At 61.2% G+C, this 16,138-nt stretch carries 11 protein-coding genes; 6 read left to right on the forward strand and 5 right to left on the reverse strand.

Annotated elements, in window-relative coordinates; genetic code table 11:
* Nucleotides 1–475: 475 nt before the first annotated feature.
* From APM_RS19290 to APM_RS21065, 3 genes are all read left to right on the forward strand, one after another.
* Complete coding sequence (locus APM_RS19290; RefSeq protein ID WP_039889341.1) at nucleotides 476–2,671, forward strand: ATP-dependent RecD-like DNA helicase; 2,196 nt, start codon at nucleotides 476–478, stop codon at nucleotides 2,669–2,671.
* Nucleotides 2,672–2,818: 147 nt separating this feature from the next.
* Nucleotides 2,819–3,205: a hypothetical protein gene (locus APM_RS19295; RefSeq protein WP_138919289.1), complete on the forward strand. Its 387-nt coding sequence runs from the start codon at nucleotides 2,819–2,821 to the stop codon at nucleotides 3,203–3,205.
* 209 nt (nucleotides 3,206–3,414) lie between these two features.
* On the forward strand, nucleotides 3,415–4,437 hold the full coding sequence (locus tag APM_RS21065; RefSeq protein WP_007425078.1) for a protein NO VEIN domain-containing protein: 1,023 nt from the start codon (nucleotides 3,415–3,417) through the stop codon (nucleotides 4,435–4,437).
* 233 nt (nucleotides 4,438–4,670) lie between these two features.
* On the opposite strand, the gene APM_RS19300 is transcribed toward APM_RS21065, so the two are convergent.
* Nucleotides 4,671–5,381, reverse strand: coding sequence for an SOS response-associated peptidase (locus tag APM_RS19300; protein ID WP_039889343.1), 711 nt, complete (start codon nucleotides 5,379–5,381; stop codon nucleotides 4,671–4,673).
* Between the two features lie 57 nt (nucleotides 5,382–5,438).
* Here APM_RS19300 and APM_RS19305 point away from each other — a divergent pair, with 57 nt between their 5' ends.
* The 3 genes from APM_RS19305 to APM_RS19315 all read left to right on the forward strand — a co-directional run bounded on the left by APM_RS19305 (nucleotide 5,439) and on the right by APM_RS19315 (nucleotide 12,415).
* Nucleotides 5,439–5,816: a LexA family transcriptional regulator gene (locus tag APM_RS19305; protein WP_039889348.1), complete on the forward strand. Its 378-nt coding sequence runs from the start codon at nucleotides 5,439–5,441 to the stop codon at nucleotides 5,814–5,816.
* A gap of 5 nt (nucleotides 5,817–5,821) precedes the next feature.
* Nucleotides 5,822–7,078 (forward strand): Y-family DNA polymerase, encoded by a 1,257-nt coding sequence (locus APM_RS19310; protein WP_007425081.1) that lies wholly within the window; start codon nucleotides 5,822–5,824, stop codon nucleotides 7,076–7,078.
* Nucleotides 7,079–7,366: 288 nt separating this feature from the next.
* A complete protein-coding gene (locus tag APM_RS19315; protein ID WP_039889346.1) occupies nucleotides 7,367–12,415 on the forward strand; it encodes a hypothetical protein in 5,049 nt (1,682 codons plus the stop codon).
* A 140-nt stretch (nucleotides 12,416–12,555) separates the two neighbouring features.
* Here APM_RS19315 and APM_RS19320 read toward each other — a convergent pair whose 3' ends face one another.
* The 4 genes from APM_RS19320 to APM_RS19335 all read right to left on the reverse strand — a co-directional run.
* Nucleotides 12,556–14,376 carry a type IV secretory system conjugative DNA transfer family protein gene (locus tag APM_RS19320; protein WP_007425083.1) on the reverse strand — a complete coding sequence of 607 codons (1,821 nt, stop codon included), beginning with the start codon at nucleotides 14,374–14,376 and terminating at the stop codon, nucleotides 12,556–12,558.
* Nucleotides 14,376–15,443: a P-type DNA transfer ATPase VirB11 gene (gene virB11, locus APM_RS19325; protein ID WP_007425084.1), complete on the reverse strand. Its 1,068-nt coding sequence runs from the start codon at nucleotides 15,441–15,443 to the stop codon at nucleotides 14,376–14,378. The genes APM_RS19320 and virB11 overlap by 1 nt, the downstream gene beginning before the upstream one ends.
* Nucleotides 15,440–15,760 (reverse strand): hypothetical protein, encoded by a 321-nt coding sequence (locus APM_RS19330; RefSeq protein WP_007425085.1) that lies wholly within the window; start codon nucleotides 15,758–15,760, stop codon nucleotides 15,440–15,442. Before APM_RS19330 ends, virB11 begins: the two co-directional genes overlap by 4 nt.
* Nucleotides 15,757–16,138, reverse strand: a 382-nt coding sequence (locus APM_RS19335; protein ID WP_007425045.1) for a TrbI/VirB10 family protein, incomplete at its 5' end; no start/stop codon positions are given. The genes APM_RS19330 and APM_RS19335, both read right to left, overlap by 4 nt.

The raw sequence follows: 16,138 nt of genomic DNA on the forward strand, positions 1-16,138 counted from the left end.
GCGGCCGTTGATCGAGGCTGCTCACCGGAGTGCTCGCGCCCGCCTACTGAAAGCGCTGGAGGGGCATCGCCGTGAGGCGCAGCGCCAAGCCGAGGATCGGCCTGTTGAGCAGGAAAACCGGAAGCGTAGCCGCGGGCGGTAGGGTTTTGGATCCAGTTCCTTGAGGAATTGCTGTCGTCCCTGCTGCTTTCTGGCACGGCCAATTCCATAACCGGCGCCAGGAATTCCACCCCGTTGCTCCGGGTCATGACAGGCAACAATGCTGCGTTGCACAAAATATATAAGACGACAGCGTACTGCCGCGCTATATCGGTCTTGCGCGAGGCACTGCCTCGCCTTTTTGGACGTTTCCTCCCTAAACTTGGCGGCCTCAATGGCCGCCATTTTTTTGCCCCTCCCCTTGGAGCCGTGCCGCGTAAGCAGACGCGCCTGCGACTGACTTGACCGGCGCCCGAAGACAGCGTCGCATGGGGTGATGGGGAACCATTTTATTGCCACTGCCCCTGCTCAGACACCCGATCGCGAGGTCCTCGCTGGCCTGGTTGAGCGGGTGACGTTCCACAATGTCGAGAACGGCTTTTGCGTGTTGCGGGTGAAAGCCCGGGGGCACCGTGATCTCGTTACAGTCATCGGGCATGCCGCGACGATCAGCGCTGGTGAGTGGCTGACCGCGAGCGGTGAATGGGTAAACGACCGGGTGCATGGCCAGCAATTCCGGTCGAGGTTCCTGCGGACATCGGCGCCGACCACGGCCGAGGGGATCGAGCGCTATCTGGCCTCTGGCATGATCCGCGGCATCGGGCCGGTGTATGCGAAGAAACTGATCCGAGCCTTCGGCGAGACGGTGTTCGACGTGATCGAGGCAAAGCCCGAGCGCCTGCGCGAGGTGCCTGGTATCGGCGCGGTGCGGGCCAGGCGGATCGTAGATGCCTGGGCCGAGCAGAAGGTGGTGCGGGAGATCATGGTGTTCCTGCACAGCCATGGGGTGAGCACGGCCCGCGCCGTGCGGATCTTCAAGACCTACGGCGCTGACGCCGTGCAGGTGATGAGCGAGAACCCTTATCGGCTGGCGCGCGATATCAGGGGGATTGGCTTCCGGACAGCGGATGCGATCGCGGAGAAGCTTGGCATCGCCAGGGATGCGATGATCCGTGTGCGCGCCGGCATCGGACATGCTCTGGCGACGGCAATGGATGATGGCCATTGTGGCCTGCCGGCTGGCGAACTGGTCTCGCTCGCCGAAACGCTGCTAGAGGTGCCGGCGCCGCTGATCGGGACGGCACTCGACCTCGAACTGGCAGAGGGCACGGTGATCGCCGATCAGGTGGCGGGCACTGACTGTGTGTTCCTGGCCGGCTTGTATCGGGCGGAAAAGGGTATCGCCGAGCGGCTGCGAATTATTGCCTCTGGTGCAACATCCTGGCCATCGATCGATGCCGACAAGGCGATCGGCTGGGTGGAAAGCCATCTCGGCATGAATTTGGCGGCGAGCCAGAGTGAGGCGGTGCGGCTGGCGCTGACCGCGAAGCTGCTGGTGATCACCGGCGGACCGGGTGTCGGCAAGACCACGATCGTCCGGGCGATCCTGCGTATCCTCGCTGCAAAATCCGTCCGCATTCTGCTCGCCGCGCCGACCGGCCGGGCAGCCAAGCGTCTTGCCGAGACGACGGGGGTCGAGGCGAAGACGATCCACCGCCTGCTCGAGGTAGATCCTGCGAGCGGCGGCTTCCGCCGCGGCGTCGACCATTCGCTGGAATGCGACCTGCTGGTGATCGACGAGACCTCGATGGTGGACGTGCCGTTGATGCATGCCCTGACCAGGGCGATCCCCGACGAGGCGGCGCTGCTTGTGGTGGGAGATGTCGACCAGCTTCCCTCGGTGGGACCGGGGCAGGTGCTCGCGGACCTGATCGGGTCTGGCGCGGTACCGGTGGTGCGGCTGACGGAGATCTTCCGCCAGGCAGCGGCAAGCCGGATCATAACTGTGGCGCATAGCGTCAATCGCGGGGAGATCCTCGATCTCGGCCGCGCCGATCCCGAGAGCGATTTCCATTTCGTGGCGGCCGACGAGCCGGAGACGGCGGTCGAGCGGATTGTCGAGCTGGTGAAGACGCGGATTCCGCGCCGGTTCGGACTGGATCCGATCCGCGACATCCAGGTGCTCTGTCCTATGGCCCGGGGCGGGGTCGGCGCACGGTCACTCAACATCACCCTGCAGGCGGCGCTGAACGGCGCGGCGGAACCGCGGGTCGAGAGATTCGGCTGGACCTACGCCCCCGGCGACAAGGTCATGCAGATCGAGAACGACTACGATCGAGAGGTCTACAACGGTGATATCGGCTTTATTGCCCGGGTCGATGCGGAGGCCGGGGAGGTTGGCGTCGGCTTCGATGGACGGGAGGTGGTCTACGGTCTCGGCGAGCTGGACGCGCTGGTGCCGGCCTATGCGGCGACGATCCACAAGTCCCAGGGCTCGGAATACCCTGTCGTCGTCATTCCGGTGCTGACCCAGCACTACGTGATGCTGCAGCGGAACCTGCTCTACACCGGCATCACGCGTGGCCGGCGACTGGTCGTTCTGGTCGGCAGTCGGCGTGCTGTCGCCATCGCCGTGCGGAATGTCTCGGGGCGGCGCCGATGGTCGAAGCTCAGAGAGTGGCTGTCAGGATGAGGGGGCAGAAATGACGGTATCGCATTGTTTGATTGTCGCTGCTGCAGGGGCTATTCATAAGGCGCAGAAATACACGGCCGAATTGGACTGTGAGTTGCCGGCGACTTGCCGGGAAGTTCTATAACGTGGATTCTGGGAGAAGCGACGATGCCAGCTGACCCACCTTACTCGGACTTCTGGAATACGCCCGAAAACAACCCGCTGTATCCAATACCGATTCAGCCAATGGATCCGGACGACCCCGTGCTTTCGGAAGATTCGCCAAAACCTGCGGGCGCCTATCGTCTGGATATCGGTATGAAACCCGTGCGGACCCGCGAGGAGCTGCGAGCCCTCCTGTCCTTTCTGGGGGCGATCCAGCGGCATATCAAAACTCTCAACCTGCCCAATGTGTCCATCGTCCGGACCGCGATCCTGAATGTGTCCGATCGGATCGACCTAAGCGTGATCGACGAGGAATGCAGCCAGACCCAATTCACTGATGACAACATCACATTCAATATGATCGCAGATGACGAAATATCGTCGATATGAAACATTCTAAAGGGCAAAAATAATGTTTATGAGCGCCCAGAAATTTCTGCTTCACCTATGGCGGCCTCGGATGAGTCACAATGGTGCAGTTCGATTCTCGATAGAGTCTATCGTTACTCAGTTTGAAGTTGTTCGGAAGTTGGCCCAAACGCGGTGAAAGATGACTTTTATCAATACGATCTAAAAATTAAAACTATTTGGAGGATTTAATGAATAAAGTTCTATTTGTTCGTGTTGGATGGATGGGCTTTTATAATGGGTCAGTCCCTGGCGATGAGCGTCCTGTTGGAGGTGGAAGATATAATCAGAACAGAATTGGACATGAAATCTATAACTTTAAAGCATGCAATGATTTATTATACGGCTACTTCCAGCCATCCATGCGCAGCAATACGGTTAATCTTAAACGTATTGATCCAAAGGCGGCTGATGCCGATTCCGTCAAAGACGTTCTCGTAGTTATGGTAGCCAAATCACCTGATAAAGGGCAGGTGATAGTGGGTTGGTACGGGAATGCCACAGTCTTCAAAGAAAAACAAAAAAATGCAGGAGATCAAACAATACATGATCACTTCTGCTCTGCAAAAAAATCAAAAAGCGTTCTTCTGCCTGAATGTAATAGAACATACGTGATACCAGGAGGTAAGGGCGGTTTTGGCAAGACCAATGTTTGCTATTCTCTGAAAAATAATGGCGAACAAAAATCATCTGAATCATCTAAGTGGATTCAGAAAGCGATTAAATTTATCAAAAATTACAATGGGAGTAATATTCTTTTTGCGCCGGAGTCAGACGCAGACCGGGAAGTCACCGAAGCCATAGAAAAGGCAATTGCTAGCTCGCAGGGACAAGGGTTTGCGCGCGATGCAAAGGAACGGAGTGCATTAGAAAGCCGAGCAATGGGTCTAGCAATAAATTATTTCGAGAGCAAAGGATATACAGTAGAGGACGTTTCGTCCAGAAATCCCTATGACCTCCTTTGTCGGAAAAATGAAAAAGAGATACATGTTGAGGTAAAAGGAACTACCACGGATGGGAGTAAAGTTGTAATCACAAGAAATGAATTTACTCACACTCAAAATAATAAAATTACAAATGCTTTATTTATAGTGCATACAATGAAAATTAAAAACAAAGCAGCGACTGGCGGGGAAATTAAGGTTATAAATCCTTGGAATCCCAAGCCGGAACATTTTTTACCTATTAGCTATATCTATAGTCTATCATCATGAGATGGTTGAAAATATTGATCGATATCAGCAAAAATACGGATTAAATCAGGAATTTCACACCACCCCTGCCCTATAGGACACAAGCGGGATTTTCTGTTGCAGAAGTCCGGTGCGTAACTGTATGAGGATTTCGGGATTTTTTTGCCAACGATCCTTCATCGGGACCGCCGCGCAGCACGTCCTTTATGCCCATATCGTCATCGATGATGCTGTCACTGGAGCGGCACTGCCAATCAACCATCTGCCGGATTGGTTAGATACAAGTCTTTATGTTCGGCAAGCAGCGAAAGGAGTTCCGGTCCGTTATTCTGGGGCGAGTTGACAGATCGCCCGACGGGCCATGCCTCGATCATCATATCCGGAGCCGGCCGGAGTAAAGCAGCCGGCTCCCCTGTCCTTTCGCCAAGCCAGAGCGGCCAATCGTCTGCATCGAGGATAACCGGCATGCGGTCATGCACTGGCGCGGCCATGGCATTGGCGGACGTGGTAATGATGGTGAAGGTGCGGAGCACTTTCCCCGTGCCCGGCGTGTTCCAACTTTCCCAGAGGCCGGCGAAGGCCATCGTTGTGCGATCCGTGCGGGCAAAGGCGAACGGTCGCTTGCCGTTCGGCGTCACCTGCCACTCATACCAGGCGTCAACCGGCACGAGGCAGCGCCGGGCCGTGAACGCCTGCTTGAACATCGGCGAGGTTGCCACGGTCTCTGCCCGGGCGTTGATCGGCCGGCGGGCCTCCTTGAGATCCTTGGTCCAGTGCGGCACCAGACCCCAGCTCAGAAGATCGATGCGCCGCTCGCCAGTTTCCGGGTGATGGCGTATGACCAGCGCCCGTTGCGACGGCGCGATATTCCAGGACGGTCGTGCATCGCTCGGCGCGGCATTGACCGCTCCGAATAGCTTTCTAGTCGCCTCGACCGGCTGGAAGGCTGCGAAGCGTCCGCACATGACCCCCTCTTGCTCTCCTGAAATGTTCTTCATATGTTCTAGTCGATGGAGGCGTACATGGGAAGCTACACAGGCGGGAATACCACAGGTTTCGTCAGCCCCGCAGGTGATAGCTTGGAGGGACCGATCGATCTGTCCGAGATCCTCGATCTCCGCCGGCCCAGCCGCTACCCCGTGCGCGTAGCTGGCGATGCGCTGGCCCGCCGCGGCATCCTCTCCGGCGATATCCTGATCGCCGATGCCGCCACTCCGCCGGCGCCCGGCAAGGTCGCTGTGGTGATGCTGGCTGGCGACGTGCTGGTCGCCCAGCTCGCCTGGCGCAACGGCCAGTGGCAACTGCTCTCCGGCCGCGCCGGCACCGAGCCCGTCCCCGTCGAAGGCGATGACGCCGAAATCTGGGCGATCATCACCGGCTTGGTGCGAACACAGGTCTGATCACAATGCCGACCTTCGGGCTGATCGACGGCAATTCCTTCTATTGCTCGGCCGAACAGGCGTTTGCGCCGGAACTGCGCTCCCGCCCGCTTGTGGTGCTGTCCAACAATGACGGCTGCGCCATCGCCCGAACGCCGGAGGCCAAGGCGCTCGGGATCAGGATGGGCGAGCCCTGGCACCTGTTCCGCAAGCGTCCGGAGAGCAGGGCCGTCGAATGGCGGTCGAGCAATTATGCCCTTTACGGCGACATGAGCCGCCGGGTCTACGACGTGCTCACTGAACGGGTGCCACAAGTTGAGCCCTATTCGATCGACGAGATGTTCCTCGATCTCGATGGTATCCCGGATCTCGACCGGTTCTGTCGCGATCTCCGGCGCGATGTCCGACAGATCGCCAAGATCCCCACCTGTGTCGGGATCGGCCCGACCAAGACGATCGCCAAGCTCGCCAACAAGGTGTCGAAAAAGGAGACGGCGCTGGGTGGCGTGTGCGACCTGCGCGATCCGGAGCTTCGGGCGCGGCACTACGAACGGCTGCCGGTCGACGAGGTCTGGGGCATCGGCGGCCAGGCCGGGGCAAAACTCGCCACGGCTGGGATCGCCACGATCGCGGATTTCGTGCGGGCGGATCCGCGCGTGATGCGCGACCTGCTGACCGTGACCGGCGCGAGGGTGCAGACGGAGTTGCGCGGCGCCTCCTGCCTGCCGCTATCGCTGATGGCGCCAACACGGAAGGGAATCGCGGTAAGCCGCAGCTTCGGACACATGATCGACAAGCCGGCCGAACTGCGCGAGGCCATCTGTACCTTCGCTGCGCGCGCGGCGGAGAAGCTCCGCGCCGAGGGGCTTGAGGCTGGCCAGATCGGGGTCTTCACTCATACGAACCCACATAACGGTGACCCGTGGTATTCGGCGCAGAGGCAGGCCCAGATCGAGCCCACGGCTGATACCGGTCTGTTGATCGGCGAGGCGATAAGGCTGTTGCGGGCCGTCTGGCGTCCTGGATACCGATATTTCAAGGCGGGGGTAATGCTTCAGGACCTGGCACCGGCGCGGCGCCAGGCCGTTCTGTTCGCCAGCTTCGACCGTGACCAATCGGCCGCCGCGATGAAAGCTATGGATGCGATCAACGCTCGGTTCGGGCGCGGAACCCTGCGGATCGCTTCGACGGCCACAACGCCATCATGGGGCGCACGCCGGCAAAATCTCTCCCCCCGATACACGACGCAAGCCGGGGAAATGCTGGTCGCGAATTCGTTTTAGCGCGGGCTTCGATTATGCCCGGCTTGGGGGGATTCCGGCTGGTCCGCTTTCCGACTGCGATGCTGCGGGACCAGACCCGCGATTCATCCCTGGATCTGGCCGGGGACAAAATGTCTGCCTGTCCGAAGATAATGTAATTTCCAGTAACGAGTCGTTGTGCTGGGCAAGCCGGCCTCGCAGAAGTACGCTGACAAGGGCGCGCGTTCTTGCGTTGGCCCGTGAGGAGGGGCGGCGTTGAAGGCTTCATACACGTCGACAGGTGGGGGCGGTACAGATTACGAGGTCGATGTGGCAGCGGCGCTCCTCGCGCGTCTGCTCGCGGGTGGCACAGACCGCATGCTTCCGCCCGGCCTAGAACCCAGTCGCGTGTCACTTCAGCATCGGGCTGGCCCGCTCGGATTCGACGATTTTACGGTCGAGGGCCGTTTGCAGGACGCTACCGCGACCGTGGCATATCTTCAGGCCAAGCGAACCTATTCGCTGGGCGATACCGAGGACTTTCGGAAGCTGGTCGTGTCGCTGTGGGCCCACGTCAAGGCGGACCAGAGCGCGTGGACCGCATCTATAGTCGCGGGAACAATCACACCAGACATTGGCGACGTTGATACTCTCCTGGAATCTGCCCGCGCACAGGACCACTGGGAGATATTCGAAAACGTCTGGTCTCAGAACGGTGTGCTGAATGATGGTAAGCGCACCTTCCTGGGCGCGGTCCGTAAGGCATTGGAACATGAGGCGGCGCATGCGCCCTACGAGGTGCTGCGCCGTCTGCGGGTCGTCGTCGCGGATTTTGCCGTTTCTACATCGCTCGCCCGCCAAGCCGCTATCGACCTGCTCGCGGGCGAGGTCACGGACTCCTCTACTGCGTCGAGCCTTCTGTCCGAACTGAGAAGCGCCGCGCTTAGGGACGGCAAGCTCGCCGGAAGCTATACGCGCCCGTTGCTTCTCGCTGCGCTCCCGCAGCAGTACGGGCTCCTTCCTAGCCGGCGCGTCCGTGTTGGGATTGCCGGGCTGGAGGACGCAGGAGGAGCCGCGCTCGCGTCAATCGTCTGTCACATCGGTCCGCGCCGCGGCCAGCCGGGCGGGCTGAGTCTCATTCGAAGCAAGCTAGTGCAGGAGGGGATGGAGGTTCTCCGCGGTGACGGCGTACTGCGCATCGTGGGCGAGGGCGGCGCGGGCAAGTCCGCCGTTCTGCGACGGCTCTGCGAGCGCTTCGGGACGCCAGTGCTCGTCCTAAAGGACGACAGGGTCGATGGACGCGCCTGGACCGCTTTCGCCGGCCAACTCGGCGTGACTCTGTCGGCCGATGAGGTCGTGGTCGAATTCGCGAGCCGCGGCCCGTGCTTGCTGGCAATCGATGGCGCCGACCGGTTACTTCTGTCGGAGCGGCGGCCCGTGGTTGAGGATCTGCTCGCCGCAATATCGGCGAGTCCGCTCCGGGACCGGTGGTCCATTGTGGTGAGCGCTCGTGACTTCCAATCGAGAGACCTCGCTGCCGACGCACTGGCCGCGGCGGGCCTCCCTGCTGGGAGACGCCTGGTCGTTGCCGGGGTAGAAATCGAGGACGTCCAGACGATCGGACGGGCACTTCCGGCCTTGGCGGCGGTCGCCTCTAGAAGCGACCTCGGTGACCGGAACAGAATATTGTTCCTCCTTCGGGAGATGCTCGCGTCCCCACATCTCGGCGCAACGGCGACCGAGGTTCAGCTCTCCGATGCATGGGCCACGAGGGGGGCGGCATCCGCTCCGCCTGACCCGCGGCGGGATCGTGCGCTCGCCCAAATCGGGGACCTGTTGCTCACACGGCCCGCGCGTCGCCCGGGGCGGGCGGATCTCGATCCTGAGGGACTACTGAGCCTGGAACGCGAGGAAGCGGTGCGTTTGGCACCCGGCCGCGATGCGATCCTCATGTCGCACGACGTCCACGAAGACTGGATTTTGGCGCGAACTTTCCTGTCACATCAGACCGAGCTTCCCGCGCTGCTGCGGGTGGCTGACGAGCCGCTCGCGTGGCTGCGAGCGATGCGGATCTATGGCCAGGCTCTCTTGGAAGATCCGTCTGGCCCGCAGGGTTGGGTGCAAGCGGCGGCCCGGTTCCGGGCAGAGCCCGACCTCGATCCCGCGTGGCTCCGCAGCCTCATTGTGGCACCGCTCTACTCGGAGCGCTCAACTGAGATACTGAATGTGCTCGAACCGACGCTGCTCGCCGAGGGCGCTAAATTGTTGCGCGACTTAGTCGAGACGTTGTTGGTCTCCGAATTCCGGATAAAGGAAACTCCCGCGGACGAGGGAACCGCCGACACGGCATCTGTCCAGCACCGAGTGCCAATTCTGCGTAGCTGGGCTGCATTCATCCGTTGGTCCGTTTGGAAGTGGCGCGGCTGGCCCGCACCAGTCATACCACTACTCTCGCAAGTCGCGCATACGTGGTGCACCTTCACGCAGGGCCTAGGATGGCCGATTGTGAATGCCGTAGTGCGAGCATCGCTTTCGCTGCTTACTGAGATCGAGGATTGCGAGCACCCGGAGAACCGGGACGACAGGCGTCGGCCATTTGACGAGGTTGAATACCGCAGTTGGCGCGAGCCGGAGCGGCTGCTTCGGAACGCAGTGGCGCGGGGCGCTGCTGCGGCTCCCGGGGATGTGCAGGCGTACGTCGAACGCCTGACAAAACGGACCTGCCTGCGGAACGAGGTTGAGGACCTAATCGAGCATCACGGGCAAATTCCTGCAGCGCTTCCGAAGGCGTATACTGATTTGCTGATCGCCCATTTCACTCCACACGAGCGCAAACCACGCTACGGCGGCATGATTGGGTACAGCGACTGCTTCGACACTCACAGCTACCATGACGCCGGCATCCGCCACGGAAGCGGGTTTTTCCCCCCCGCTCCGGACCGCGCAGGGTTTGCGGCTCTCTTCGAGCAGAATGAGGTAGAAGGATTGCGGCTTTTCCATCGGTTGGAGATGCGGGCCTCCGTCTATCTCAGAAACTATTATCGTCGGCGAGAACGGCGTCCCTTGCGACCCGTGTTGGTGCCGACGTCCTGGGGGAGGATTCCGCTGTGGGGAAACGAGTTCGAGTATCAGTGGTCGCAAGGCGTGCTCGGATCGCATGTCCTGGGGTCGTGTTACCTCGCACTTGATGAGTGGATTTGGGTCCAGCTGCGCGCGAAGCGACCGATGGAGGAAATTTGTCGTCTTGTCTTGCAGCGCAACGGTTTGGCGACGACGGCTGCTGTACTCATCTGCGCCATCGCACTATGCGTGAAAGAGCCTGGTGTACTTGACGCGGCGGCCCCATTCCTTGCCACTGCTAAACTCTGGGACTACGAGGCGCGCAGGTTCAATTCGCTTCAGAGCTATAAGCACCCGCTGGGATTCATGCGCTTAGACCGCCACTTTTATGAAGCCGATCGTATCTGGCAACGGTGGCGGCAGCGAAAGTTCCTCACCCAGGATCTGCTTCTGCGATTTCATCTCCAAGCGAGCGAAGGCGCGAAGGCTTTACTTGAGGCAGCCAGACAGGGTTGGACGATTTCGGATCTCGCAACCTACGAGGATGAACTTCAGAATGAAGAGCGAATCGGCCAACTTGAGCACCGGCTCATCCGCATCCGGTCGGATGCCGATCCAGCGAGCGTCATTATGGAGCGGGATCCAATGGGGGCCGGCCTCCAGGTCTGGCTAGAGCCACCCGCAGAGCAGGTCGAGCAAGTCCTGCAGGCGCAGGAAGAGTACCAAGAATTCGCCAGGGTCATGTCCCTGATGAACTGGGTTTGCGGGACTGAACAAGCCAATGCGGTCGATGGGGCAATCACCCTCGCGCAAGCCATGGAACTTGCGAAGCGCCTGCAGGAATCGCCTCAGCCGAAGGAGATGACGGAGTCTATCTCGTTCCGGCTACAGATGGCAGGCGCAGCGATTGTGGGGACGGCGTGGGTAGCCGCGCGGTTTGGCTCGGACGCTTTTCTAGACGAGGAGGGCGAATGGATCGCGAAGACGATTGTTGCGGGTTGCCGGACCCTCAGCTCTACCGAGTGCGATAGCTCACTTGTGGACGACGCAGTCCTTGCGATGCATCCGTTGCTGTACGGCGCGAGGGGCGCCGCGGCCCTCATCGCACGCGGCCGTGCCGGAGCCGACGTGCTGGCCTCCGCGCGCTTCATAGCATCCGGGCGGCTTACAGAGCCAAGTGCCGCGCTCCTTGCCGGGCTGGACTGGAAGGCCCAAACGCGAGAAAGCTGGGACCTTGCAGTCATCGCGTTCGATCGATGTGTCCATCGGATCCCACGTAGCTGGCGTCCCAATCCGGAGCGCGAAGTGGCGCGCGCGCAACGAGCAAATATGCGGCTCCAGAAGAGAAGCCTTCGTGGCTGGCGTCTGCCCTGGGCCGATCCGCGCGTGCCACGCCTGCCTATGCCCGTTGCGCGCCGGCGGATATACCGCACGAGGAAGCGGAGTTGGCCGTTTAGGGTCGGCTTGGTACGGACCGGTTGGGTCTTCGAGTGGACGCGTGCCGGCAAACTGCTTGGGGTCGTCGATATGGACGCCGTCGTTGCCGATTCCGCCCTCGCCAAACAATCGAAGCACTACTTGAGCAAACTTTTAGACTGGTTGCGTGCTTACATGGAAGCGGGCAGAAAAGGGTCCGACAGTCACTTCCCGTACGAATGGGCCGACGCACTGGCTACTGCCGTCGGCCGCCACGCGGCTCGGGCCGGTGAGCCCGACTTTTGGCGGGTGCTAACGGGAATCCAAGGCGGCGACCATGCCCAACAGATGGTCAGCGATTACCTCGAGGCGGTGATAAGGGAACTCATCGATAGCCACCGCGCGCCCGACGACCGGTTCTGGAACGCTTGGCGCGGAGCGGCCAACTGGCTTTTTGAGCAGCATGGGTTGGATGATGAACGTGTCGAGGAGTGGGCAACGGCGGCTGGCCTGATGGGTCCCTATATGACGCCGCTACCAGAGGATTGGCCACATTTGGATGCTGTTCTGCCCGAGATCGATCGCTGGGCGGAAATGGCATGCGGAAATGCGTCTGCGGCACTGCGGCTTATCAAGTTCGCCGCCCGTCTAGACATTGCACAACGTGGGCGCTGGCTGCTCCGCTGGGCCGGTCTGATCGTGGAGCGGAGGAGGGGCGACCGAGACTTCTGGAGCTATGGCGGCATGGGCGACACCCTTGCTGCACTCCTCGAGCCACTTGCAGTGACTGGCGCCGAAGCCCGCAAGGAGGTGCGCCGTCTGATTTCCGTCGTCGCCGACGCCGGATCACTTGGGGCTAGGGAGGCTCTTGCAAGGCTCGCAGGACAGCGCGACTTCACCTGAAGCTCCCTTCGGCTAATTGCAGAGCTGAGCGTTCCCGAACGTCTGTTTTCGAGATCGCCCAAAGGAGCTGCATATGGCCGCGTTGGGTCGTGTACGGACATTTAATTTGACACCCTTCTCCCCGTCGTACCTGCCCGTGGCTATGTTGCGTTGACGGCAAAGCGGTTCTCGCCGACGCGATCCGCCATCTCGGGCCGCCGGAAATAAATGGCCCGGCCGCAGCGCAGCGGCCGGCCGGATTTCGGGAAGATAATCTGCTCATCATCCCGCATGTCGTGCATGATTTCCTCGGCGCGGATGAGTTGGCGTTTCAGCTCATGATAGGTTGTGGTCTGGCCAGTCGAGCGCGTGCCTGCTTCCAGGCCCTTCGCCGAGTTGCCGGTGTTCGAGCCTTCGGACCAGGCCAGCACGCCATATTCGCCGATCGCCGCAGCCAGCTCCTCGGCGACGGCCTTGGTTTTGACGCCGGCGAAGCCATACCAGCTGACCGATTCAAACCACTTGGCCGGGCCGTCCTGGCCGAACAGCTCGCGAAGCTGGCCGATCGACTGATAAAACGGAAATAGCGTGATCTTGTATTTCCGGGCGCAGTCGCGGGCGGTTTCGAGGATTTTCATGGGGCCGAGGCGGGCGGCCTCATCGAGCAGGAACAACACGCGGCCTTCGATCGCGCCATCCGCTTCATAGGCCGCGTTCAGCAGAGCACCCGTGATGACGCGGGCGACCGCCGGCGTAGCATCGAGCGCCTTGAGGGGAATGTTGATGAAAACCGTGGTCTTGCCGAGCGTCAGATCAGCGCAACGGAACGCATTGCCGGAGACAAGATCCGCATAGGCGGCGGTTGAAAGCCAGGCCGTGTCTTGGGTGGCGTTCTTGTAGATGCCGCTAAAGGTCTCATCCACAATGTCCTTCAAGCTACCGGCCAGATCGCGGGCGAGGCGGCTTTGCGAGTTCTTGTGAATATGGGCCAGGACGTTCCGCAGCTCCTTTTCGGGCGTAACGATGGCCGCGCGGACGGCCCGCAAGGTCTTTTCGTGCGGTTCAAGGCGTTTATCCCAGAGCATGTGCGCGAGCAGCGCCGTCACCAGCTCCTTGCCGCTATTCTTGAAGAAAGAGGCGTTTTCATCGCCGCCTTGCTTGGTGTCGCCGCACACCCACTCAACCACGGCCTGCACGTCAATTTCTGCGAGCGGGGAGGAGACATCGATCCAGTCCAGCACGTTGAACCCGACTTCGCGGGCCGTGCGGGGATCAAGCATATAGACCTTGTGGCCCATGGCCTCGCGCGCCTGGCGCAGCATCGGCCCCAGCTCCACCGAGGGGTCAAGGACAATGGCCGCGCCGGTCCATGTCAGCAGCGTGGAGATGGCCGTTGTCGTTTTATAGCCGCCCGATCCGGCGAACATCATGCAATGCGTTGAGCCAATCTCGCAGGGATCGATCAGCAGGGGTGCTTTGCCCCCCTGCCCCCAGGTTGAACGATCCTTCGGCCGGAACGGCAGGCTGGCAACGCTGTCGCGGTGAACCTCATACGCCTCGCCCACGACAAGGCCGCCATATTCCGGGGCAGGCCCCGGAAACCGTGCGCGGGCCTCCTCCATCGTCATCCAGCGGGCATGACCATGATTGTCGGTTGGGGCACGGATCGGCGCATCGACGGGCTTTGTCGGAGCGTGATCGCGGCGCAGTGACCAGCCGGTGACGCGCCGGCCGCGCACAAGCTGAACGACCCCGGCGATGAAGGGGATCGCGAAGGCCGGCACGCCGCTGATGACCAGCCAGACCCGCACGGTAGGATCTCCGCTGGCCTCGAAAAGATAGAGCCACCATTGCCAGAACGGATGCTGGAACTGCCAGAACAACCCGGTCCCGATGAGGAAGATCATCGTGGCGAGGACGGTGAAGAACACCAGGCCGAGCACCAGCCCGACGAGGAGCCGCATCACGCCGCGCCCGGTCATCAGGCGGCCCGCAAAAGGGCGGCGGCCGTTTCGCCGCGTCTGGCTGCGTCCGGGCCGAACCAGACCTTGCCGATCCGGTAGGTGGTGCCGGAGGTCTCGAACGGGATGATGAGATCGACAGCCGCCGCGAGCAGATCGCAAAGCGTGGCGTCATCGAAGCCAGCGCCCTTCGGGGATCCCTTGATGAGCGAAAACAGCTTCTTGAACGCCTGGGCCGGGTTGGCGCCGTGAATGGTGGTGATCGAGCCCGGATGCCCCGAAACCACCTCGTTCACATAGGTCCATGCCGCATCGTCGCGCAGCTCTTGCAGGAACACCCGATCCGGCCGCATGCGCAGGCTGGCCTGCAACAGTGCCTCGGCGTCGATTTTCGCGGTGGAAAGGCCGTCTTTCGAGTAGAGCAGCCGGACATGATTCGGTTGCGGGATCACCAGCTCCGCCGTGTCCTCGATGGTGATGATCCGCTCTGCCATGGGGATCGCCGAGATCAGCGTTTTGCTCATCGTGGTTTTGCCGGAGCCAGTGGCACCGCAGAGCAGGATGGTCATTCGGCAGCGCACGGCCGCCGCAAGGAAGCCCTCAAGATCGCCGGAATCGTAGTATTCCAGGGCTTCCGCGAAATTCCGGGTTTCCCGGTTTTCCGCCCAACTGTTCCATCCGTCCGACTGATACCTGGAGGTGACGGAGGAGAGCGGCGCGACCGTCGAGCCCGGCCGGCGGATTGTCAGGCTGACCGTACCGGTGGGCACGGCCGGCGGCAGGCAGACTTGCAGCCGTTCGCCGCCTGGCAGTTCGGTGGAGCAAAGCGGCGAGGTAGGGCCGACATCCTGACGGCGCAGCGCGCCGGCGAGCACGGCAATATCTTCCAGCGCCGATCGGTCGAGCGGCACCTTGAACCGCTCGAAAACGCCGTGCTGCCGCACCCAGCACTCGCCGGGCCGGTTGATGCACAGCTCCTCAGTGGCCCCATCGTTCAGCCAGGGTTGCAGCGGGGCGAGCAGGAAGCGGAGCAGCGGCGCGGCTGGGCTTTCCGCCACGAGGTCATCGGAAAAATCGGTGCCGTTCATAATTCCCCCCGCTTTTTGGCCCTGATGACCATGGCCGAGTGCCAGATTTTCAGAGCCAGGAAGATCAGCCCGAGGCCGGCCGAGCTATGGATGACCGCGGCTGATTGATGGCCGAGCAGTTCCAAGATGATCAGGACGAGCCACAGTCCCAGAAGCGTGCTGTAGAGCCAGCCTTGCCGGAGAAATTTCTGCCGCCGGCGCGCGTGGCGACGATCTTGCCATTGAATGTATTTGACGGCGGCCTTTTCGACATGGCGATTGAGCCGCCGTCCTGCCTGCGCCAGGCGGTCCAGGCGGGGGCGCCAGCCCTCGCTCATGGCGAGACAACCGACAGCTTATAGACCTTGGAGAAATTCAGATCGCGGGCAACGAAGATCGAGACATTCTCGCCCTGGTGCTTGGTCAGTGTGGGCGGAATGTCGATCGTGTGTTGCAGTGTGGTGTTGGCGATCTGGTTCGTGCTGGAGTTCATGTATTCCAGATACGTGTTGCCGGCGCTGTTCTGGGCGGCGTTCGCCGCGACCTGCAACGAGCCGCCAATGATCGTCATCATGATCGCCGCGCCGAACCGTTCGAGGAAATGGTTGTTGACGGCCCCCGAGACGCCAGCCCGGCCGAGGGGATCGGCCGCCGGCGAGGCGAGCTGAATGGCGACGTTCTGCGGCGTCACCGCGCGGTCCCAGAGGATGAAAAGC

This window comes from Acidiphilium sp. PM, from assembly GCF_000219295.1.
In the GTDB taxonomy this organism is placed as follows: domain Bacteria; phylum Pseudomonadota; class Alphaproteobacteria; order Acetobacterales; family Acetobacteraceae; genus Acidiphilium; species Acidiphilium multivorum.

What these genes read in the sequence shown, in the direction of transcription:
- APM_RS19290 (WP_039889341.1), top strand. Translation starts at nt 476, where the DNA reads ATGGGGAACCATTTTATTGCCACTGCCCCTGCTCAGACACCCGATCGC.
- APM_RS19295 (WP_138919289.1), top strand. Translation starts at nt 2,819, where the DNA reads ATGCCAGCTGACCCACCTTACTCGGACTTCTGGAATACGCCCGAAAAC.
- APM_RS21065 (WP_007425078.1), top strand. Translation starts at nt 3,415, where the DNA reads ATGAATAAAGTTCTATTTGTTCGTGTTGGATGGATGGGCTTTTATAAT.
- APM_RS19300 (WP_039889343.1), bottom strand. Translation starts at nt 5,381, where the DNA reads ATGTGCGGACGCTTCGCAGCCTTCCAGCCGGTCGAGGCGACTAGAAAG.
- APM_RS19305 (WP_039889348.1), top strand. Translation starts at nt 5,439, where the DNA reads ATGGGAAGCTACACAGGCGGGAATACCACAGGTTTCGTCAGCCCCGCA.
- APM_RS19310 (WP_007425081.1), top strand. Translation starts at nt 5,822, where the DNA reads ATGCCGACCTTCGGGCTGATCGACGGCAATTCCTTCTATTGCTCGGCC.
- APM_RS19320 (WP_007425083.1), bottom strand. Translation starts at nt 14,376, where the DNA reads ATGACCGGGCGCGGCGTGATGCGGCTCCTCGTCGGGCTGGTGCTCGGC.
- virB11 (WP_007425084.1), bottom strand. Translation starts at nt 15,443, where the DNA reads ATGAACGGCACCGATTTTTCCGATGACCTCGTGGCGGAAAGCCCAGCC.
- APM_RS19330 (WP_007425085.1), bottom strand. Translation starts at nt 15,760, where the DNA reads ATGAGCGAGGGCTGGCGCCCCCGCCTGGACCGCCTGGCGCAGGCAGGA.